The sequence below is a fragment of the Spirulina sp. LEGE 11439 genome (assembly GCF_059821285.1).
In genome coordinates, this window is the sequence record NZ_JCAMRX010000004.1 from 196,763 (window position 1) to 218,844 (window position 22,082).

The window sequence follows — 22,082 nt, forward strand, 5'->3', positions numbered from 1 at the left end:
ACATCTATAGAGGAATTTAAGAACCTAAACTTTTAGCGCGATCGCTTTTTCTGCAATATCCATTTTGTACACTTCCACGCGATCGCTGCTAACCCCAAACTACCAATAACAGCGATTAAAAAAGGATGAGGGAGAGAAAAAGGCAGTTCAATTTTTTTGTTAAAGAAATACCACTGCTGGGTTATTACGCCAGAACTCGAGGCAATAATGGCACCTGTTGCAATTCCTACCCCGATCGCTTGGATATTATCTTGGAGTTCTTGTTCTGCTTGTTGGCGTTGGCGATCGCTTTTAGCCCGTTCTAGCTCCACTGTAGCGCGTATGGTGTTGGTTAAGTCGGTAAATAAATTTTTTCCGGGTTCGAGATAGTTAATATAAGTTGCAATTTGAGTCAGATAGCGAGGGCAAATTTTATCGGTAAAATCCGTCCAAGTTTTTAAGCTATTGTTGGTTTGTAGAACATGAATTAGACAAGTGCTAAAATTTTTAGCATTAGTTTCTAGGGTCGTGTAGTGTGCTTTTAAATCTCGCAAATAACATTGATAAGTTAGCAAACCCTGAGGGATTTCTTTTAAAAGAGTATCGAGTTCGATAATGCGATCGCTTTCTTTTTGTAAGATAGTTTGAAAATCCCGTATTTTGGTTTCGAGTTGGCTGTAAATTGTTCTCGCTTTTTGATAGCATTCTCTGGCTTCGCGGTGGGCAAAAATAATTTTTTGACGACTCCACAATAGGTCTCGAAACCAAGTATAATTAATTGTAGCAGATTGTTGTATAGTTTCGGCTTTATTGGGGCGAGTGAAGGAAATCAGAATTGTTATATTCTTGGTTTCGTAAAGAAAAGAATCGGCATGAAAAAGTTTTCCTTTCTCGATAAATTGAGGAATGGAATCGGTATTCGTACAGAAAGAATTTGCCCAGCGATCGGCTATATTTTGCAATTTTCGAGAATTTGTATAGCCTGTCATCCAAAAGAATTTGCCGAGGTTAGCATCAATTTTTTCAACTAAATGATGAGGTTTAAAATATTGAAGTTGTTCGATCGCAATTTCTAATTCTTCACTTTCAGGGTAGAGGGTCAAATCTGCACAATAAGTATCGTGGAGGCGAAAGGCTTGCAGATTTCCTGTTAGTTTAAAGCCTGTTGGGGTGGGAATGGGGGTAAACTCAATAGCATCGGCATGATGGGTTAACCATTCATTTTGTAAAGTCTCTTCTTGTTGGGGAGTATATTGATAGGTATTATCTTCTAGTGTGTAAGAAATGAGTTGAGATTTAAGGTTTTTCAGTTCGGGAAAGTTGAAAATTTGGCCGAATTGGGTCAGACTTTCCCACAGGCGATCGGCTTCGCGATCGCAGGAATCAGGAGGATCGTCTAAGGTTTGACGCAGATGGAAAGCGTAGAGACTGAGGCTAAAGTTCTTCACGATTTCTCTGGGGGTTTGGGTTTAGATGAATCGCTTTGCGGAGTATTCTTTTTCGTGGCTTGTTCGATCAGTTCCCGAAAAGATTTACTGGCTTGTTTGGAGGTTGCTTTGCTACGATGACCGCCTTTTTCTCCGGTTGCACTTAAGAGAGGATTGGTGGGACGCGATCGCTTTTGATATGCTTCTAAAATTGCAGTACGGGTCGATTCTGCCAGCCAGTTTTCGATAATTGTGACATTGTTTTCATCATCATCGGTGAATTGGTTGTGCAGTTCAGTTAAACTTTGCCAATGATAGGCGAACAGATTATCGGGATTTTCGTTGACTAAATCGAGAAAGGCTTGCAATTTTGCGGCATCTTTTGACATTGATTGTTCTCCTTGTCCGACAATACAGAAAGCTGCCCAGTGATAGGGAGACTTATAGGGGCGATCGTCCCATCCTTGCTCTTTATTTTCCACCATTTTCTGGAAAAATGCTTGTAAGTTATCGCGCCAATCATCCGTCAGGAGAGGAGAATCTTGCGTCCATTGGTGAAAATCTCGGACGGTGGTATCTCGCAGCCATATTTGCGCGGTTTTGAGAGAAATCGCCAGTTTTCCAGGGTGTTTTTGCAAGGTTTCGTAGGTTTTAATCAGTAGCAAGGCGGTAGAAATTTGATTGACAGACCAGAGAGTAACAATAACACTGGGACTCCCCGCAAGGATAAAACCACTGGCAATGCTGATATATTCATCAGTGCGATCGAGGGCAACTTGTCCGGTTTCGCAGGCGGAGAGAGTGACGAGACCACATTGACTGAGATTGAGAGAACCGATGATTTCAGTTAGGGTGAGAACATCATCGGCGAGTTGCAAGCCCGAGTCTAGGGGAGAATTGGGACTAAATGCACCGTGACAAGAAAAGTAGAGGTTATGGGTTTGGGTAAAGTCTTTGGCAAGGAAAGTCGTTTTTGTGGCTTTATTTCCTCGCAGTGTGGCACGTTGGTCTTTCGGAAAACTCTCGCGAATGGTTTCAACTTCGAGATCTGCAAAAATTAGATCCTCGGTCGGGTTTGAGATGGCAAAGAGGCGGTTAAAATCGTGACGGAGACGGTTTTGCACTTGTTGTAAAAGCTGGCAGTTGGGAGCATAACTCACGCCTTTGGCAAAGATTTCCTGTAGGGGGGTAATGTTTGCACCTTCAAGGTTTTTGCTCTTGGTAATGGGTAAAGCATGGATGGGAAATAAGTGCAGGTAACGATGGGGAATGAGAATGAGTTTTTTGCAGGTAGGAAATTTTGTAAAGAGAGTGTTGAGAAGGCGATCGAGATGGAGAATTTCTGAAAGGTTGTCAAGGCGTTGGGGGAGACTGTTTTGCCATTCTTGACGCAATTTTTGGGCTTCAGTTTCGCTTAACTCGGGATTTTTGGAAGCGTTATAAGCATTAAGATAAGCATCTGTCCAGTCGGTGAGTTTGTTGAGATCTTCTGGTAAAGATGTCCACAGATCGAGAGTTTGGGCGGTGAGAGTAAAAGTCAGGAATTTATCATTTAAGATGTACCATTCGAGGATTGCAGTTTCTTCATCGAGCAGGCTTTGGATGTCATCAAAATTTAAGGGTTTGTAGGGATATTTTTCTTGGAATTCTTCCCGTAATTGGTTAATATGAGTATACTTTCGGCTTTTTTCTTCTTCTTGCTCGAGGCGGCGGTTTTCTTGGTCAATGGCTTGACGCAAATCTTGCAAGCGTTGGCGTATTTCTGAGGGAATTTCACCTTGGGGATATGCGTCGCGGGTGGCGATGAGTTCGACTAGATTTCGAGCTTTGCTGCGATCGACGTACTCAATGGCGGCGCGATCTCTGCCCAACTCCAAAGATACTTCTATCATGCCAAGATAAATTCGATTATATTCTTCGTTGAGTTTGCGTTTGGCTTCATCATCAGAAACAGTTTCTCCTCGTAGATATTCGACAGTATCCAAGGCTTTTTCAAAGGTATTGTAAGCATTATCTAAAGCAGTTTTTTTCTTTTCAGAGGAGTTTATATCGTAACGAGATTGATCCAGATAGACATATCCTAAGTTACTAAGGCTTTCAGCGTATTCCTGAGGAAAGGCTATGCGAGTCTGAACTTCTAAAGCAGCTTTCAAAGCAGCGATCGCCTTTTCTAAATTATCCTCTCTTTCCCCTTCAATGCGATTAGAGTAGGCATTTCCTAAATTATTTTGTACGATTGCCCACGCTTGAGGCAATGCTTCACGAGTAGAAACTTTTAGGGCTTCTTTATAGTGAAAGATTGCCATTTCTATATTCTCTCTTTTCTCCCCTTCAATGCGTTTGGAGTATACAGTTCCCAGATTATTTTGTGTGGTGGCCCACTCTTGAGGCAAAGCCTCAAGAGTCCGGACTTCTAAAGCAACTTGGTAAGTAGCAATTGCCTTTTCTAAATTGTTCTTCTTCTCCCCTTGGATACGGTTAAAATAGACATTCCCCAAATTATTTTGGAGGGTTGACCATTCTTGGGGAAAAGCCTCACGGTTATAGACTTGTAAAGCCTCTTTGTAGGCAGCGATCGCCTTTTCTAAATTATCCCCCTTCTTCCCTTTAATGCGTTTCCAATAGGCAATTCCTAGGTTATTTTGTGTCATTGCCCATTCTTGGGGAAAAGCCTCACGGGTTCGGACTTTTAGAGCAGCTTTGTAGGCAGAGATCGCCTTTTCTAAATTATCTTTCTTTTCCCCTTCAATTCGTTCCCGATAGGCAATTCCTAGGTTATTTTGTGTCATTGCCCATTCTCGGGGTAAAGCCTCATGAGTCCGAACTTCTAAGGCAACTTTGTAAGCAGCAATTGCCGTTTCCAAATTGTCTTTCTTCTCCCCTTCGATGCGATCGCAGTAGACAATTCCCAGATTATTTTGCAGGGTTGCCCATTCTTGGGGAAAAGCCTCACGGTTATAGACTTGTAAAGCCGCTTTGTAGGCAGCGATCGCTTTTTCTAAATTATCCCTTTTCTCTCCTTCAATGCGGTCAGAGTAGGCAGCCCCCAGATTACTTTGCGTCATTGCCCATTCTTGAGGAAAACCCTCACGAGTATAGACTTGTAATGCTGCTTCATGGGCAGCGATCGCGTTTTCTAAATTTTTTCTCTTTTCCCCTTCGATGCGATTAGAGTAGGCAAGCCCTAGATTACTGTGCGTCCCTGCCCAATCTTGAGGAAAAGTCTCATGAGTATAGACCTGTAAAGCTTCTTCGTAGTGGGCGATCGCGTTTTCTAAATTTTTTCTCTTTTCCCCTTCGATGCGATTAGAGTAGGCAAGCCCTAGATTACTGTGCGTCCCTGCCCAATCTTGAGGAAAAGTCTCATGAGTATAGACCTGTAAAGCTTCTTCGTAGTGGGCGATCGCCTTTTCTAAATTATCCCTCTTTGCGCCTTCAATACGGTTGCGGTAGGCATTCCCCAGATGATTTTGTATCATTGCCCAATCTGAGGAGAAAGCCTCACGGGTATGAATTTTTAAGGCAGCTTGGTAATGAGCGATCGCCTTTTCTAAATTTTCTCTCTTCTCCCCTCGGATACGGTTTCTGTAAGCATTTCCCAAATTATTTTGGAGTGTTGCCCACATTCGCGAATATTTCTCTTGCCTAAAAACGGTAGAAATAATTTCGTAACCTGTGATAGCAATTTCCAGATTATCACTCCAACGACCAAGAGGAAATTTTTTGATTAAATTGCTAAAGTCGCCAATAACTACAGCAATAGAGAAGGCTTTTTCTTCCTCAGCCTCTAAGAGATAAAGACTGACCCATGTTTGCAAAATCTCGATTAAATGCAAATCCAAAAGCTCTAAATTTTCTTGCAGAAGAGGATAAACGACAGCCCGATCGCCGCGACTCTCTGAAGTTGCTTGCAACACCTCCATTAAAAACCGTAAATATTCCTCTGGCGTTGCTTTGGCTTGGGTACGTTCTTCATTCATGGCACGGGATCGACAAAGAGACACTTAAATTATATTCGATCCGTCAGAGATTCAAAATCCCTGTCTCATACAAAAAATCCCTTAAGATGGATTGCGATATTTATTTGTTAATCTTCATTCTTGGAAATACCTCACCGAAAAAGCGATCTGGCAAAATTTATCTTATAATTTAGATTGACCTATTAACAGAGTTGAAAGAGCCATGAATTCTCTAAAAGAAAGAATCGAAGACAAATTAGATTCTCTTGTTGAAACCGAGCTTTATGAAGTTTTAGATTTTGTTGAAGGCTTAATTAATCGTAAAGTTGAAACGCAATCCCCCACCGAAGAAAGTCCTCTGTTAGCCATTACTGGTATTTTATCGATTGAACCCCTCACCTCTGAAGAGATTGAAAAAGAACTTTATGGCGAAGGAGAAGCAAATTAATGATACATCCGCAAACAATGTTTATTGATACATGGGGTTGGGTTGCTTTGGGGAATCAACGAGATAACTATCATTATCGAGTTCAAGAGATTTATCATGAATTGATTGTGAATCGCATTCCTATCTGTACCAGCGATTATGTTTTAGATGAAGTGATTACATTGCTTTTTAAAAGAGCCGCTTTTCAAAATCATGTTTCTTTTGTAGAAGGGATTCTACAAGCCTCAGAATTAGGACAATTACAACTTTATCGCGTCACCTCAGAAGATTTTCTAGAAACATGGAAATTGAGGAAGAAATTTCAAGATAAACCAGCAATTTCTTTTACAGATTTAACCTCAATGGTTATTATGAAAAAACAAGAAATACAGCGTGTTTTAACTCAAGATGAGCATTTTCTTCAGGTTGGATTGGGTTTTATCAAACTACCATAAGAGACTGTTTATAAAATAAATATTAAGCTCGTAGGTGCTGTTAGCGACAGCGTAACACACCTCAATATCTTAAAAACAGACGAAACCCAGAGCGATCGCCGACTCGACAAGAGTTTGAGAATTAGCAATAAAATTTGCAGCGATCGCAAAAATCGGTGACAATGTTAAATCAGTCAATTTTGCTACGCGAGGGACGCAATGCGTTCGTACTTTTAAATTATGGGCGCTGTTACACTCAAAAACGTTTCCAAAATCTACAATAATATTCCCGTGGTCGATCGCCTTTCCTTTGAGATTAAATCCGGGGAAATGTTCGGCTTATTAGGTCCGAATGGGGCAGGAAAATCCACCACCATTCGCACGATTATTACCCTCACCCGAGCCACAGAAGGAGAAATCGAAGTCGCGGGCTATAATGTGCGCCAACGCCCGGATCTCGTCCGGCGCAGCATCGGAGTCGTCCTGCAACAAACTAGCGTCGATGCCGATTTAACCGTTTGGGAAAATCTCGAATTTCACGGGCGGATGCACCACATCCCTCGCCGCGATCGCCAGCAGAGAATCGATCGCTGGTTGGAATACGTCGAGTTAAGTGATCGCCGCCAAGATCTCGTCAAAACACTATCTGGGGGCATGAAACGCCGCCTACAGATTGCCCGCGCCCTTCTCCACGAACCGCAAATTCTCTTTTTAGACGAACCCACCGTCGGACTCGATCCCCAAAACCGCCGCCGTCTTTGGGAAATCATCCGGGACTTAAACCGCCAAGGCATGACGGTTTTACTCACCAGTCATTACATGGAAGAAGTCGAATTTTTATGCGATCGCATCGGCATTATGGATGGTGGAAAATTGATCGAATTGGGAACATTAGACGAATTTAAAAACAAACATGGAGAAGGATTAGCCATCAAACAAAGCGGCGATCGCCTCGAATCGCAATTTTTTCCCACCCTAGAAGCCGCCAATACCTATCTCGAATCTTTACCTAACAAAATTGGCATCACCATCCGAGAATCCAACCTCGAAGATATTTTTGTTAAACTAACCGGACATCAATTAGATTGACAATAGTTATTGGTTATTAGTTATTTGATAGCAGATTAACGAATAACAAACAACAAACAACAAACAACAAAAATGCGTCTCGCCACACAAATTGAAGCCATTTTATATCTGAAAGGGCAGCCAATGACCTTGACGGCGATCGCGGAATGTGCAGGCATCCCTCGCAAGGAAGCTAAAGAAGCCCTTCTCGAACTCATGGACGACTACGCCCACCGCGATAGTGCTTTAGAAATTGCCGATACGCCTACCGGCTACAGCTTGCAACTGCGGCAAACCTTTCAAGACCTCATCCAGAATCTCGTCCCCGCCGAATTGGGAATTGGGGCATTGCGAACCCTCGCCGCGATCGCCCTCAAATCCCCCATCCTGCAAACTGAATTGATTGAATTGCGGGGTAGTAGCGCTTATCAACAAGTGCAAGAACTGGTACAATTAGGGTTCGTTCGCAAGCGCCGTCAAGCAGAAGGACGTTCCTTTTGGTTAGAAGTAACCGCTCGCTTTCAACAATATTTTGAAGTTGACGAACTTTCACAAATCTTGACACAAGTTAATGTAGGAGAGGAAAGCAGCGATTCTGAAGCCTGATTTTTTGACCAATTGATAGTAAAATACCGTGCGATCGCTGCACGATTTCTGGCAAGATGGTTTACAGTAGAGGAAGCGCAGTTAAGCCCTTAAGGATTCTGATGGTATTCGATCCTAACCTTTTTTATTCCGACGTAGAAGAATCAGAGATTAGCAACATCCTCTTGCAGTACCTCAAACGGCAAAAGCCCGAGATTCTCGAGCAAATTGCTCAATCTGCGACTCCTGAAATCAAGCAGATTATTTCCCAGAACGTGCAGGGATTGGTAGGGATGTTACCATCTGAAGATTTTAATGTTCAGATCGTAACCGATCGCGAGAACATGGCCAATATTTTAGCCTCTGCCATGATGACCGGATATTTCCTCCGTCGCATGGAACAACGCATGGAACTCGATGTTTCGTTGGATGATGCCAATTCTCTCAATTTTGATTAATTGCCCCCTGCTGCCTTAACGAGCAAAAGTGCATTTAGCTGGATAATGGTGGGGGAGATACTTTTGCGGGAGGTTATGCAATGAAATTGAGAACTTTAGCGATCGCAGCGATCGCCATGTTATTTTGGTTTGCAAGTTTGGCGATCGCGCCGGAAGTCTACGCTTTAACCCAAGTCAAATTGAAAAATCTCGGCTATCGAGAATGTCCGACAGAATTAGCCGAAGGGATGATGACGAGTGGCAGTTCCCAAAAAGCAAACTGTTTTTTAATTACTGGAACGGCTGTTAATTCTTCCAGTAAATATGTTGTTGATGCCGATGTCTTCGGGCGCATTTACGATGCTTACGGCAATAATATCATGCAAAATCGCAGTCGCATCGGCACAATTCCCGTCATTGCCCCAGGAGAAAGCGACTTTGAAATCCGAATTTCTGTCCCTGCGAATCAACCGACTCCCTTACAACTCAAAAAATTTAAAGCCTCGGGTTTTTCTTCTCGCGTTCGTCCTTATTACTACGATGATTTTGAATTATAGGCATATTTTAACTTAAGCCGGACTGGGCGCAAGCATTGCGCCCCTACGATTTTATTTTGCAAGCAATTATTTTTATTGGCATACAAGCCTCGGGGAAATCGAAATTTTACCGCGATTATTTCTTAAATACTCATATCCGCATCAACTTGGATATGTTAAAAACTCGTCACCGCGAAGAAATTCTTCTGAATGCTTGTTTGCAAGCGAAACAACCGTTTGTTATTGATAATACCAATCCTTTACCCACCGATCGGCAACGCTATATCATTCCTGCTCAAAAACATCATTTTCAGGCGATCGCATATTATTTTCAGAGCGATTTAGAAGTTTGCAAGCAACGCAATCAAAAACGCCCTAGCTCACAAATCATTCCTCTGGTCGGAATTTTAGCAACTTACAAGAAATTAGTCAAACCATCTTGGCAAGAAGGATTCGATCGCATTTATAGCGTTAAAATTAGCGAAAAACAATCATTTATTGTTGAGGAATGGGACGATGAAATTTAACGAACTCGATACCAGAATGCGAGTTTTGACTGTCGCATTTCACAGCTTCCTAATATTACAGAAGTTGTGAATTATTTTCGCTGGCGTAATGAAGACGCATCTCGCAATGCTTTAAACGCTCACTGCTATTGGTGTTTGCGAGGAGAGGGAAAAGATATTCGTGAAGCCACTCATTTTTATCGCTAATTTAATTGCGATCGCGTAGATACAGCGAGAAAAGCTCGCAACAAGTGAATTAAAAACAAGTCTAACTTCAAGTATTATAACTGAAAAGAATAGAAACAATTGTTGTTGTCTTTTTTCGTTCTATCTTTAATGTTCCGCCATGAAATTCTAATAAACGTTGAGCAATTGCCAATCCTAGTCCCGACCCTTTTTGTTGGTGCTGCGGGCGTTCAAACTGCGTATAAGCACCAATCCGAGAGATTTGTTCTGCCGTCATTCCCCAACCGCGATCGTAAATCGAAAGAGCGACAATACGACCTTTTTTCGCGATCGCAGAAATTCGCACGGGAGTATTATCAGGAGAAAACTTAAAAGCATTATCGATTAATTCCTGTACCAACTTGCGGAAATAGGATTTACCCATCGGTGCGATCGCCTCGGGTAAATCGAAGAATAAGTCAGCCTCTCGTCCAGCTTCACAAGCAATTTCTCGAGCGACTTCTGGTACAATTTTAGCGATCGAACAATAGGCTTTTTGTTCTCGTAAAGGTTTTAGTTTTTCGAGGTCGCTGGCAATAATTTCTAATTGCGAATAAAACAAATAGTTTTGCACCAGTCGATGTAAGCGATGGCCAGAATATTCGAGGGATTCTGCCATCTCCCAAATTTCATCAGGGGTTACAATTTTACTCTCTGCTTTTAACAAACTAGCAAAGCCAATAATACCATTGAGAGGTGTATTAAATTCGTGAGGGAAAGATTTGAGGAGATTATTCCGCAATTCCTCCATTTGCTCTTGGTGTTGTTGTTGTAAAACAGCGTGTTTTTGCAAGCGAGTATTGACCGATTCTAGTAATTCTTCTGGGGTAAAAGGCTTCATTAAATAATCATCCGCCCCTAAATTCATGCCTTGACGCAAATCATTTTGCTCGGATTTTGCCGTGAGAAAAATAAAGGGAATTGTTGCTGTTTTTTTCTCTTTTTTTAATTGTTTTAAAACACTGTGACCGTCTAATTCTGGCATCATTATATCACAAATAATGAGATCGGGATGGGACTTCAAAGCCAACTCTAAACCTTCGCGACCATTCCGAGCCGGGATGGTTTCAAAATCAGAGAGTTCCAAAATTTGTTGGACATTAGAACGAACTCGCTCTTCATCTTCAATAACTAAAATTTTGTACATGATCTTGTTGAAAATTCTAAATAAGAGTGATGTAAAAATCAAAAATTAGTAGAACGGTCGAGATGCCAGCATTTACCATTTTCCCAAATTCCCTTGGAGTGTTGCAAACAGCTTCTTTCGTTCGTAAGATAAGGAATAGAATGCGGATGGACAATTTCAGGATTTGTTTGACGACTGCTCAAAAACAACCAAGCAACCCAAAACAAAATACTGACACAACCTCCCGTCACCATGAGGAATAAGAGTCGATTTCTGCTCTCGCTTTGGGCTTGCGAGATTTCTCCATTAACAGAGGCTAGTTGCGCTTGAACGCGTTGCCAATCTTGGTTGAGTTGCTGCGATCGCACCATTAAGTTTTTCCGCAATTGTTCGACATCTCGCAATAAAGAATGACGAATTTTTTCGACTAGAGATTCTTGTTTGAGCAGACGCGCTCTCACTGCATCTAAGAGTTCTTGCGGTGTAAACGGTTTGGTTAAATAATCATCAGCTCCTAAATCCATCCCTTGGCGAAAATTAGTGCGATCGACTTTTGCCGTGAGAAAAATAAAAGGTGTACTATGGATGCGGCGATCGCGATTTAAAGCTGCCAAAACCTCATAGCCATCCATAATTGGCATCATAACATCACAAAGGACTAAATCGGGGCGCTCGCTTTGGGCCAATTCGAGACCAATTTTGCCATTTTCTGCCGTGCAGGTCTCAAAATTCGACAACTCTAAAATCTCTTGGAGATTGTCGCGGATTTGTGCTTTATCCTCAATAATTAGTATTTTAGTCATAATGTTAAATAGCAATCTTTTCAGAGCAGTAAATGATGCTCTCTTTGTTTATCGTAAGCATGGAGAAAATGATCGATAAAACTGAGAAAATTCTTTAGCTTTGATCGGCTTGTTAAATAAATAACCTTGAGCGATCTGGCAATGATTTTGTTTGAGAAACTCTAATTCATCCCGCGTTTCTACACCTTCCGCGATGGATTGCAACTGTAACGCGTCTGACATTTGTAAAATTGCAGTAAGAATGGGAATATGTTCTGGGCGATCGCCGATATTCTGTACGAAACAGCGATCGATTTTCAAAGTATGAAAGGGAAGTTTTTGTAAATATTCCAAAGAGGAATAACCTTTACCAAAATCATCGATCGCAATCTGCACGCCCAAGGTTGCCAATTGTTGCAAAGTTTTTGCTGTCGCGGATAAATTTCGCACCACCGCACTTTCTGTCAGTTCCAACTCCAAGCATTCTGGCGCAATTCCGGCTGCGGCTAAACTGGCTTTCACATCGTCCAATAAACGCGGCTGGCAAAATTGACGCGCCGATAAATTAACCGCAACTTTCATCGGTGTAATTCCTTGTTGTTGCCATATTTTCACTTGTTGGCAAGCCTGTTGCAAAACCCATTGCCCAATCGTGAGAATGGTTCCATTTTCTTCTGCGATCGGAATGAATTCTGTCGGAGAGATCGCCCCGAGTTGGGGATGCTGCCAGCGAAGAAGCGCTTCAGCCGCGACAATTTTATCGGTTTTAAGATCGATTTGAGGCTGATAGAGCAAATAAAATTCTCCACCCTCGAGAGCACCATGTAAATCTTGTTCCAAAACTTCCCGCCGCGTCGATCGCAGTTGTATGGTTGCGTTGTGGAACTGATAGCCATTTCCGCCTTGTTTCTGTGCCTGTCTCATCGCCCCTTCTGCTTGAGCGAGGACGATGCGGAAATCCCCTCGACCGGCTTGGGACCAAGCAATACCGATACTGGGAAATAGGAAAAATTCGCCCTTGTCCAGACGTAAAGGAGTCGAGAGGGCATCGAGAATCCCTTCGGCAAATTGAGAACTATCAAAAGGATCGGCAGTCGGTTTAAGCAGAAAGGCAAAGCGATCCATCCCCAAATAGGCGATCGAGTGCAGTCCATTATGAGAAGAGGAATGAAAATCGCTAAAATATTCAGTCAAACGCCGTGCCATTGCTTCTAATAAGGCATTTCCGGTTAAATGACCATGAGTTTCGCGCACTTGGTTAAAGCGATCGATGCCCATCAAAAGCAAAGGGAGAGCGCGATCGCATCGTGCTGCTTCACTTTTGAGACCTTGAAAGGATTTTTGCAGGCGAATTTGATTGGGAAGGGCAGTCAGGCGATCGTAATTGAGAAGATAATCAATCTCATCTTCTGCGCGATCGATTTGAGTTTGATAGTGGCGATCGCGTTTTTGGTGTAGGTTGAGGCGAATTTTAACGGCTTCGATTAATTCCTCTGGAGCAAAAGGTTTAGTGAGATAGTCATCCGCCCCTAATTGCATTCCCACCCGCATATTTTTCCGTTCGATTTTTGCAGTCAAAAAAATGAAAGGAATGGCCTCTGTTGATGAATGTTGGCGTAACTGAGACACGACTTCATAGCCATCCATCTCCGGCATCATGACATCGCACAACACGAGGTCGGGAAAATACTCTCGGGCTAAATCTACTCCGATCCGTCCGTTTTCTGCGGTAATCGTTTGAAAGTCATTTAGTTCGAGAATTTCTCGAATATTGGCTCGAATTTGGTTTTCATCTTCAATCACAAGAATCGTACTCATCAATTACCCCTTCTGTTTAGTTGTGGAACGATTAACGGGTGAGCATTAAATCTATTATCGCTTTTGTTTTTCTTCAATGTCTATCGTGAGAAATAGGGATTTTCAATCGCGAAAATTCTCGGTACTTGTGCGATGAATGCCCTCCGTAATGCTGCCAAAATCTACGCAAGCATAACAACAAAAAACTCCGTAAAAATACGGAGTTCTCTTGGCTTCCAGAACAATAAATCCCAAAAAAGAGCTTCAAGCCTTCCTTTTAACACAAAGGTCTCGTTCATTGTTCATCGTTGATTCAGTAGATTGTATTTTTGTAAAATTGCCGTTTTTTCTGGGGTGAGTAAGGTTTGTAACTCAGTAATCTCGTTGAGAAGCTGCATTTCTCGCTGACATTCCTCTTGTAAGATATGGAGATAGCGATCGCGCTGCTCGTGTGTACTTGACCCTTTTAGCATTTGTAAAGCAACATTAATATTAGAGACCGGATCGGAGAAATCCGCAATAATTTTATCGAGTAAATCTCCTTTAATCTCAGCAATTTTTTGGCTTTGAGCCATTTTGTCGCGAATCTGTTGCGTGACTTTTTCTAAGGCTTTCGCCTTTTGATGTCCTTGTTGGATATGCTGGTGATAAATAGCTTGTCGTTCTAAGCGCGAAGCAACAGCACTTAATAATTCTTCTATATCGAAAGGTTTAGTCAGATAATCATCGGCTCCCAAATCCATCCCCTGACGCAGATCGTCGCGATCGGCTTTGGCGGTCAGAAAAATGAAAGGAATCATTTGCATAGCCTGATTTTCTCTTAAAGCTTGCAAAACTTGATGTCCGTTTAATTTTGGCATCCTAATATCGCAGAGGATCAAATCCGGTACTTTTGTTTGGGCAAGATGCAACCCTTGTTCGCCATTCTCTGCGGTGAGAACTTGATAGCCTTCAAGTTCTAAAATTTCCCGAGTGGTTTGACGAATACCTTTCTCGTCTTCAATCACAAGAATTTTGCGCCCTTTTTCTTTCATTGTCAAAAAAAATAGTGAGAAGAGAACTATAAATTATCAAGCCTTTCTTTTAGTTTAACCTCCATTGCAAAATCTGTCTTGTGAAGCATCAGGAAATTTGCTGACAAATGTTATTCCTTGCTAGATATCACCAATCAAATCAATGTTCTAGAAATGATCCTGATATTATTAGCACAATTAAACGCAACAAATAGGGTTTTGCGATCGCTTTCGGGAATGCCAATGCCCGAATTTTGTCCTAGAAATACAATCTGGCGATCGCTTTTTTCGGCGCTTTTTTAATCAGTTTTTTAACGGCAGCGATCGCATCATTCTTGCAAGTCGAGGCGAGTCCGAACAGCTTTCACTAATTCTTGTGAGGAAAAAGGTTTGGTGATATAATCATCTGCCCCTAAGAGCATTCCCGCGCCTATATCTCTGCGTTCGATTTTCGCCGTGAGAAAAATAAACGGAGTGTCTTGGAGTTTGGGCTGTAGGTGCAATTGAGATAAAACATCGTAACCATCCATCTCTGGCATCACGACATCGCAAATCACGAGATCGGGAAGATGTTTTACGGCCAATTCCAAGCCGATCCGTCCGTTTTCTGCGGTAAAAACTTGATATCCTGCAAGTTCTAATATTTCCCGAGTGGCGTAGCGAATTCCAGGCTCGTCTTCAATGACAAGAATTTTGCACTCTTTTCCTTTCATTCTCTCCTACAAAAGCAATATAGAATTATAAAATTTATATTATTAGTTTAGCAGCTTTGGTAAAATTTATCTGGCGAATAATAGGGCAAATTCACGATAAATGTTGTTCCTTGGTAGAGCGTACTTTTAAAATCAATTTGACCGCCATGTAGATCGACGCATTTTTTTACGATGGACAATCCTAAACCCGTCCCTTGAATTGTGCCGACATTACTGGCACGGTTAAAAGAAGCAAAGAGGGTTTTGCGATCGCTTTCAGGAATGCCAATGCCCGAGTCTCGCACTTGGAATTCGATTTGGCGATCGCTCACTGTTAATGTAAAACCAACTTCTCCACCATCGGGAGAATATTTAATCGCATTTGATAATAAATTCATCAAAATTTGACGCAGGAGTTTTTTATCGAGTACGGCGATCGTTTCCTCTATTAGTAAGGTATTTTCAGGGTTGTAGGTAAAGCAAATTTTGTGGCAATCGCTGCTGATTTGAATTTCTTGAATTAAGGTTTGACAGAATTCTAGCAGTGGGATCTGTTCGGGATTAAAACTCATTTTACCACTTTCAGCGTGATTGATAGTTAAAATATCATCGAGAAGTTGAGTCGTATGCTTAACATAATTTTGAATAGTTTGTAGATGTTCTTGTTTTTTGGAATCGGAAATTTTATGAGAAAAAGATTTGAGAATTCCCGCAGAAGATAAAATAACCGCTAAAGGAGTGCGGAATTCGTGGGAAGTCATGGAAATGAAGCGCGATTTAAGATCGCTTAATTCTTGTTCTTTAATTAATGCTTGCAAGATTTCTGCTTCATGTTTTTTGCGCTCTGTAATATCCCGACAAACACAAATTAACGTTCCATCTTCAGTCAAAGTCAAAGAAATTTCTTCCGGGAAATATCTGCCATTTCGTCGCTTGGCAACAGCTTCGCCTTGCCAAAATTTTTGTTGCGCTAAAAGAGGAAAAATATCTCGTTCAAAACGCTGACATTCTGCGGGTGAATATAATTCTTGCCATGTTTTACCCACTAACTCTTCAGCGCGATCGTAACCAAAAATGCGAGCATGAGCTTGATTCAGATAAGTATAAGTATTATTTTTGAGAATGCCAATTCCATCAACTGCTGCCTCGATCGCACTTAACTGCTGTTGTAATGTTTCTTCTGCTTTCTTGCGATCGGTAATATCAACATGAATCGCAAGATATTGAAAAGGTATTCCTTGTTTCGTTAAAAAAGGAACAATCGTCGTATCTATCCAATAAAAGCTCCCATCTTTGGCCTTGTTTTTGATGACTCCGTGCCAAACTTCTCCTCGTTCAATAGTTTGCCACATCTCCTCAAAAAATGAGATGGGATGATATCCTGAATTCAAAATTCGATGATTCTGTCCGAGCAATTCAGAGCGGGAGTATTGAGAGGTTTCGCAGAGTTTATCGTTCGCATAAGTAATCTTTCCTTTCGTATCGCTAATCGAAACTAAAGCAAAGCGATCGAGAGCCAATTTATGATAAGTTAACTCTTGAATCACTCGATTTAACGTGATTTCCCCTCGTTTGCGCTCGGTGATATCCCGAAAAATTCCTCGCGCGGCGATGGGGAGTCCACTATCCAAACAATGAGCATTAATATTTCCTTCTAAAATGATAGGACGACCGCGCTTGGTCAAAAAAGTTAATTCAATGCGATCGAGCTTAGTGATTGTACCTCTTTTTAACTGTTGAAATTGACCTTGAAAATACTGCTTGCATTTTGGAGTCATGACATCAAAAATAGAAAGATTAGCTAATTCATTTTCTTCATATCCTAATGTTTCTCGCCAAGCTCGATTGGTATAAAAAATACGGCCATCTTCCAAAGATATACTTTGAATTAAATCGTTAGCATTATCGAACAAATCTCGTAATTCTTCTTCGCTTTCCCAGAGAGCCTCCTCAATCGTTTGACGTTGCATCATTTCTTGAGTTAATTGTTTATTGATTTCTTGTAATTCCGCAGTACGTTTTTCAACTCGTTTTTCGAGTTCTTCGTTCATTTCTTTGAGTGCTTTTTCTGCCTGTTGCGAGATTAATTCAGCATGTTTGCGATTGGTAATATCTTCAGCAATCCCAACAATTGTTTCAATTTCTCCAGTAGCATTACGAACGGGAAAACTGCGCTCCCAAATCCAACGAATTTTTCCATCGGATGGAATGATGCGAAATTCTTTTTCGCAAGAAATATCTTGTTTTTTTCCTTCAATGGCAACATGTAAACGATCGCAATCGTCAGGATGAATAGCATCGAACCACAGTTGCGAATTTTGGTAAACCCGAGGGCAGGAAATTTGCCAAATCTCTTCAAAAGCTGGACTAATATAAAGTATTTGGTCGGTTTGGGCATCGCGGATAAACAAGACATGGCGAAGATTGTCAGCAAGGTAGCGAAATTTTTCTTCACTCGATCGCAAAGCCAGTTTAGCCTCGCGCAGTTCGGTGATATCAATCCCTGTCCTGATGATATACTCAACTCCGCCCTCATCATTGGTTAAAACTGTATTCGACCACGAAATTAAACGCCGCATTCCTTCTTTGCTTAACCAATAGTTTTCGCCGCGATCGGGAATTTGTCCCTGTTGCAATTGTTGAAAAATATGTTTAACGCCGGCAATTTCTTCAGGAATCAGGAAAAAATCCCAAACATAACCCCCAAAGACTTCATCAAATTGATATCCTGTCATTTGTTCGCAGGTTTGATTAAAGCGTAAAATACGACCATCGCGATCGGATACAATAATCAAAGCACCGGCTGCATTTAAAATTTTTGCGGCTAAGTTGCGCTCGCGATCGAGAGCTTTTAGAGCGATTTTATTTTCTTGGATACGTTGTTCTAAGAGAGCTTCATTCTGTTTGCGATCGCTAAGATCTCGTGCCACCCAAAGCACTTCATTTTCAGAGAGGGGTATAATTTTTGCCATAAACCAATAAAGGTTATTTGTACGATCGCAACGGAGGGAATATTCAAAATTCGTACTTTTTTGAATATCTAAAGCGGTTTGAACAACTTCTAAGAATAAAGGAGAATCCCCCCAGAATCCAGCGATAGTTTTATCGATTAGATTGGTCTCGTGGGATGAGGAGAGGAAGGGATGTGTAGGGATAATTTGGATATTTCTGGCACCTCGGTTGATAATCAATACCACATCATCCATTGCCTGAAATAATCCTCGCAAAGTTGCTTCTGCTTGTTGCAATTGTTGAGTAAGAATTTGGCGTTCTTGGTTCTCTTGTTGCAGTTGTTGGTTGAGTTCGTGTAGTTGTGCCGTGCGATCGCGAACCCGTTGTTCGAGTTCGCGATTTTGCTGTTTTAATATCTCGATTTTTTCGTTTTCTAACTGACAGACGCGATCGCGCAAAATGTCGATAGTTTCATCCATAGAGACCGATCTCATTCGCAACCGATCGGTGGGTTGTAAAATCTGGTGCAAGGTTGCGGGAGTAATCAATCCGATAATTTCTCCCTTCTGGCCGACAATGGGAAGATGGCGAATGCGATACTGGCGAAATAGCCTTAAGACCAAGAAGGGATCGCAAAATTGCGATCGCGGCAACACGATCGGTTCTGGAGTCATGATTGCTTCAACTTTTGTCGTTTCAACATCCCACCCCTCTGCAGCGCATTTGACGAAATCGCGTTCGGTGAGAATTCCCACAAATTGACGTTCTCGAACAATCAGCACGCAACTCGATCGCTCTTCATTTTGCCATTTAATTTCACGGTCTTTATCGGCTGGAAAACTTGCAAGGGAACAAGTTTGTCCCACTTGATTCATTAACGCCAAAACGTCTAACAGGAGAGTATTAGGTGCAACAATGAGCGGGTTGGGAACGATGGCGCGATCGAGATCGGTGGGATGCCAGAGAGAGGAGGCCATGTTTTTTCCTTACTCGGATCTTTTCTCCCATCATGATCTCATTTCTCGTTCAATGCCAACCGTAAAGTGCGCGAAAATTTTCTGCCGTTTTTAAGCCGTTTTTAAGGGGATCTACGGAAAAGGGACTCCTTAAACTTTATTTTTGAGAATGAAGTTAAGAATAAAATCCAGTCCTTGCTTTGTTTTCAGATTGGTAAAAACAAAAGGACGATCGCCGCGCATTTTTTTCGCATCTCTGTCCATCACCTGTAAATCTGCACCGACCAAGGGTGCGAGATCGATCTTATTAATGATCAGTAAATCGGATTTGGTAATGCCGGGGCCGCCTTTGCGGGGGATTTTATCTCCGGCGGCCACATCGATCACATATAGGGTTAAATCGACCAATTCTGGGCTAAAGGTTGCCGCTAAATTATCGCCCCCACTCTCGAGAAAGACAAAATCTAAAGGTGTAAATTTTGCTTCGAGGGATTCGATCGCCACCAAATTCATGGACGCATCTTCGCGAATTGCCGTATGGGGACAACCTCCTGTTTCTACTCCTAAAATGCGATCGCCGGTCAAGGCTTGCGATCGCACTAAAAATTGAGCATCTTCTTGAGTATAAATATCATTCGTCACAGCAGCAATTTGATAGTTATCTCGCAATGCTTTGCACAGACTATCTAATAAAGCTGTTTTTCCCGATCCTACGGGTCCCGCAATGCCAATTCTAAAGGCTGTCATTTCAGTTATCAGTTATCAGTTATCAGTTATCAGTTATTGGTTAGCAGCAGGTCGATTGGATATGCTAAACGATGTCGTGACGTTCATCGCTTTTTGACTCCGCTAACTCTTAATAGATCGGAGAAAGTCGAACAATAATTAGCTTGTCCAAATGTCGAAGGGAGAACGGAATTTTTGCAAGTAAAATGGCGATAATTCATACAGAAACGATCCCAAGGTGCAAGTTGAACGCGAAAAATCTTAATGAAAATATTGGCCAGCCACATTGATAATGGTATCTGCAAATAAATTCGTTTTCCTAGATATTGGCACGCCTCTTTTATCATTTCATTTAATGTCATGGCTTTACTTCCTAAAACCAATTGTTTGATATAAATATCATCTAACTGATCGACAACATTATAAGGAATGGGATTATCGACTAAATATCCAACAACACCAGCAATATCTTGAGCGTGAACGAAATGAAAACTCCCATCAGCCTTAAACCAACGGGCTAAATTGACCCATTTCATCGCATCGACAAAACCAGCCGAAATATGAGAATAAGGTTTGTCTTTGCCATTACCACCAAAGACTAAAGTCGGGAATAATACTGTAATTTTAGAGGCAATATCAAGGCGAGGAAGTTGTGTTAAACAATCATATTTAGAACGAATATAATCTGTTCCTAATTCACTGGCTTCTTTGAGAATTTGATTATTATGATTAAGGATACTGGCAGTCGAAAAATAGAGAACTTGTTGGCATTTGTTAACATCTAACAAGTTCATTAAACGAGTAGTTTTAATGACATTCACATCTAAGACTTCTGAAGACCCTCCCCATGCACTCGCTGCTAGAATGGCAACATCTATTGTTTTCAATAAATCGGCAAAGCGATCGATTTCTCGTAAGTCTCCATGTAAAATATGAACGCCGGAACGAACTTGCCAATCGAAACCAACTTTCTGAGGATTTCTAACCAGAAAAAATAGTTCGTGTTGGGTTTCTTGAATGAGGCTTTCGGCAATATAGTGACCGATACAGCCGCTTCCACCTGTAATAAAAATCCGCTTGGAGGTCATTTCAGTGAACAGTTAACAGTGAACAGTTAACAGCATTTCTATTTAATCTTTGGGTTTTGGTGCGATCGCAATATTGGGTGGAATAGATCCACCCAATACTATTAAACCGCAGCGAGTAATTTATCTACTTTTTTGGCTGTTTCAAAGAAGAAGCGAACATTATCTTCGGGAGTCCCCGGTAAAACACCATGACCGAGGTTAAAGATATGTCCCGTGGGTCCGGCTTTTTTAATCGTATCGAGAATGCGATCGCGAATAAAATCGTGGGAACCAAATAAGGCACCGGGATCCATATTTCCCTGTACTTTCATTTCTGCCCCGAGACGCTTTCTCGCATCGATCATGTCTACCGTCCAATCTACGCTCACGATATCGACTCCCGATTGCCCCATGCGCTCTAAAACCCCTGCACTGCCGCTAATATAGAGAATTAAAGGCGTATCGGGATGGGTTTTTTTCACTTGACGCACGATTTCTTGCTGGTAGGGTAGAGCAAAGATATCGTAATCTTGGGGGCTGAGTTGTCCCGCCCAAGAATCGAACAATTGTACGATTTGTGCCCCACTATCGATTTGAAAGCGGACGTAAGTTGCGATCGCGTCGGCGAGTTTGCTCAACAGTTGATGTAAGATCGCAGGTTGAGAAAAGGCCATTTCTTTGATAATGGCGTAGTTTTTCGAGCTTTTCCCTTCAACCGCATAAGCCGCGAGAGTCCAAGGAGAGCCGACAAATCCCAAAACCGTAGATTGGTTGCCGACTTCTTGGCGCAGGGTTTGCAGGGTCTTTTTAACGAAAGGAAGCGCCGATTCGGGATCGAGGGGGTGAAGTTTTTCGATTTGTTCTTTCGTGCGAAGGGGGGGATCGATAACGGGTCCTTTATTTTCGACAATATCAAAAGGAATCCCGATTCCCGGTAAAGGCGTGAGAATATCGGAAAACATGATTACGCCGTCAGGTTGAAAAGCTCGCCACGGTTGTAGAGAAATTTCAATGGCGAGGTCGGCATTTTCCGATCGCTCCCGAAAACTGGGATATTTTTCCCGTAAATCTCGATAAACTTTCATATAGCGTCCGGCTTGCCGCATCATCCAAACCGGCGGGCGATCGGCTTGTTCTCCTTTAGCCACGCGCAGCAAAAGCGGTTCTTGGGTTGCCCCCATGGGTTCGATCTCCGTTTTCAATAAGAGTAAATTTTTTACTAAGTTTTTTTAGCAACTTTTCATTCTAAACACTCGCACAACCCCTTGTAAAGTCAAGATGGCAAATTAACTCGTAATTGCTGTTGGGTATGGAGCATTATGCAAATCCGTTAGAAAATGAGGAAAATGAACCACAGAGTCACAGAGAAACACAGAGAGAGAAATGCC

The 22,082-nt window shown here is 41.9% G+C and carries 18 protein-coding genes and 1 pseudogene; 8 read left to right on the forward strand and 11 right to left on the reverse strand.

Annotated elements, in window-relative coordinates:
* Nucleotides 1–32 precede the first annotated feature (32 nt).
* On the reverse strand, nt 33–1,427 hold the full coding sequence (locus AC6RV6_RS04610) for a hypothetical protein (RefSeq protein ID WP_500239280.1): 1,395 nt from the start codon (nt 1,425–1,427) through the stop codon (nt 33–35).
* Nucleotides 1,424–5,386, reverse strand: a complete 3,963-nt coding sequence (locus tag AC6RV6_RS04615; protein WP_500239282.1) for a CHAT domain-containing protein — start codon at nt 5,384–5,386, stop codon at nt 1,424–1,426. Before AC6RV6_RS04615 ends, AC6RV6_RS04610 begins: the two co-directional genes overlap by 4 nt.
* Nucleotides 5,387–5,588: 202 nt before the next feature.
* Here AC6RV6_RS04615 and AC6RV6_RS04620 point away from each other — a divergent pair, with 202 nt between their 5' ends.
* From AC6RV6_RS04620 to AC6RV6_RS04655, 8 genes and pseudogenes are all read left to right on the forward strand, one after another.
* Entirely contained in the window at nt 5,589–5,813 is a 225-nt protein-coding gene (locus AC6RV6_RS04620; RefSeq protein ID WP_500239284.1) for a hypothetical protein, read from the forward strand.
* Complete coding sequence (locus tag AC6RV6_RS04625) at nt 5,813–6,247, forward strand: type II toxin-antitoxin system VapC family toxin (RefSeq protein ID WP_500239286.1); 435 nt, start codon at nt 5,813–5,815, stop codon at nt 6,245–6,247. Before AC6RV6_RS04620 ends, AC6RV6_RS04625 begins: the two co-directional genes overlap by 1 nt.
* Nucleotides 6,248–6,466: 219 nt before the next feature.
* On the forward strand, nt 6,467–7,315 hold the full coding sequence (locus AC6RV6_RS04630) for an ABC transporter ATP-binding protein (protein WP_500239287.1): 849 nt from the start codon (nt 6,467–6,469) through the stop codon (nt 7,313–7,315).
* Nucleotides 7,316–7,387: 72 nt separating this feature from the next.
* A complete protein-coding gene (scpB, locus tag AC6RV6_RS04635; RefSeq protein WP_500239289.1) occupies nt 7,388–7,900 on the forward strand; it encodes an SMC-Scp complex subunit ScpB in 513 nt (170 codons plus the stop codon).
* A gap of 101 nt (nt 7,901–8,001) precedes the next feature.
* Nucleotides 8,002–8,337 (forward strand): DUF760 domain-containing protein, encoded by a 336-nt coding sequence (locus tag AC6RV6_RS04640; RefSeq protein ID WP_500239291.1) that lies wholly within the window; start codon nt 8,002–8,004, stop codon nt 8,335–8,337.
* An 80-nt stretch (nt 8,338–8,417) separates the two neighbouring features.
* On the forward strand, nt 8,418–8,873 hold the full coding sequence (locus AC6RV6_RS04645) for a hypothetical protein (protein ID WP_500239293.1): 456 nt from the start codon (nt 8,418–8,420) through the stop codon (nt 8,871–8,873).
* 56 nt (nt 8,874–8,929) lie between these two features.
* Nucleotides 8,930–9,379, forward strand: coding sequence for an AAA family ATPase (locus AC6RV6_RS04650; RefSeq protein WP_500239295.1), 450 nt, complete (start codon nt 8,930–8,932; stop codon nt 9,377–9,379).
* An 18-nt stretch (nt 9,380–9,397) separates the two neighbouring features.
* Nucleotides 9,398–9,550 (forward strand): annotated as a pseudogene (locus AC6RV6_RS04655) (tRNA(His) guanylyltransferase Thg1 family protein); the annotation flags it as partial.
* A gap of 82 nt (nt 9,551–9,632) precedes the next feature.
* Here the strand turns inward: AC6RV6_RS04655 and AC6RV6_RS04660 are convergent.
* The 9 genes from AC6RV6_RS04660 to hemE all read right to left on the reverse strand — a co-directional run bounded on the left by AC6RV6_RS04660 (nt 9,633) and on the right by hemE (nt 21,875).
* On the reverse strand, nt 9,633–10,730 hold the full coding sequence (locus AC6RV6_RS04660) for a hybrid sensor histidine kinase/response regulator (RefSeq protein WP_500239297.1): 1,098 nt from the start codon (nt 10,728–10,730) through the stop codon (nt 9,633–9,635).
* A gap of 38 nt (nt 10,731–10,768) precedes the next feature.
* Nucleotides 10,769–11,512: a response regulator transcription factor gene (locus tag AC6RV6_RS04665; RefSeq protein WP_500239299.1), complete on the reverse strand. Its 744-nt coding sequence runs from the start codon at nt 11,510–11,512 to the stop codon at nt 10,769–10,771.
* Between the two features lie 48 nt (nt 11,513–11,560).
* Entirely contained in the window at nt 11,561–13,309 is a 1,749-nt protein-coding gene (locus AC6RV6_RS04670; protein ID WP_500239302.1) for a putative bifunctional diguanylate cyclase/phosphodiesterase, read from the reverse strand.
* 281 nt (nt 13,310–13,590) lie between these two features.
* Entirely contained in the window at nt 13,591–14,322 is a 732-nt protein-coding gene (locus tag AC6RV6_RS04675) for a response regulator transcription factor (RefSeq protein WP_500239303.1), read from the reverse strand.
* A 308-nt stretch (nt 14,323–14,630) separates the two neighbouring features.
* Entirely contained in the window at nt 14,631–15,014 is a 384-nt protein-coding gene (locus AC6RV6_RS04680) for a response regulator (protein ID WP_500239305.1), read from the reverse strand.
* Nucleotides 15,015–15,061: 47 nt separating this feature from the next.
* On the reverse strand, nt 15,062–18,922 hold the full coding sequence (locus AC6RV6_RS04685; RefSeq protein WP_500239307.1) for a PAS domain S-box protein: 3,861 nt from the start codon (nt 18,920–18,922) through the stop codon (nt 15,062–15,064).
* Between the two features lie 129 nt (nt 18,923–19,051).
* Nucleotides 19,052–19,648, reverse strand: a complete 597-nt coding sequence (gene ureG, locus AC6RV6_RS04690) for an urease accessory protein UreG (RefSeq protein ID WP_500239309.1) — start codon at nt 19,646–19,648, stop codon at nt 19,052–19,054.
* A gap of 83 nt (nt 19,649–19,731) precedes the next feature.
* Nucleotides 19,732–20,715, reverse strand: coding sequence for an NAD-dependent epimerase/dehydratase family protein (locus AC6RV6_RS04695; protein ID WP_500239311.1), 984 nt, complete (start codon nt 20,713–20,715; stop codon nt 19,732–19,734).
* 101 nt (nt 20,716–20,816) lie between these two features.
* A complete protein-coding gene (gene hemE / locus AC6RV6_RS04700) occupies nt 20,817–21,875 on the reverse strand; it encodes a uroporphyrinogen decarboxylase (RefSeq protein ID WP_500239313.1) in 1,059 nt (352 codons plus the stop codon).
* Between the last annotated feature and the right edge of the window lie 207 nt (nt 21,876–22,082).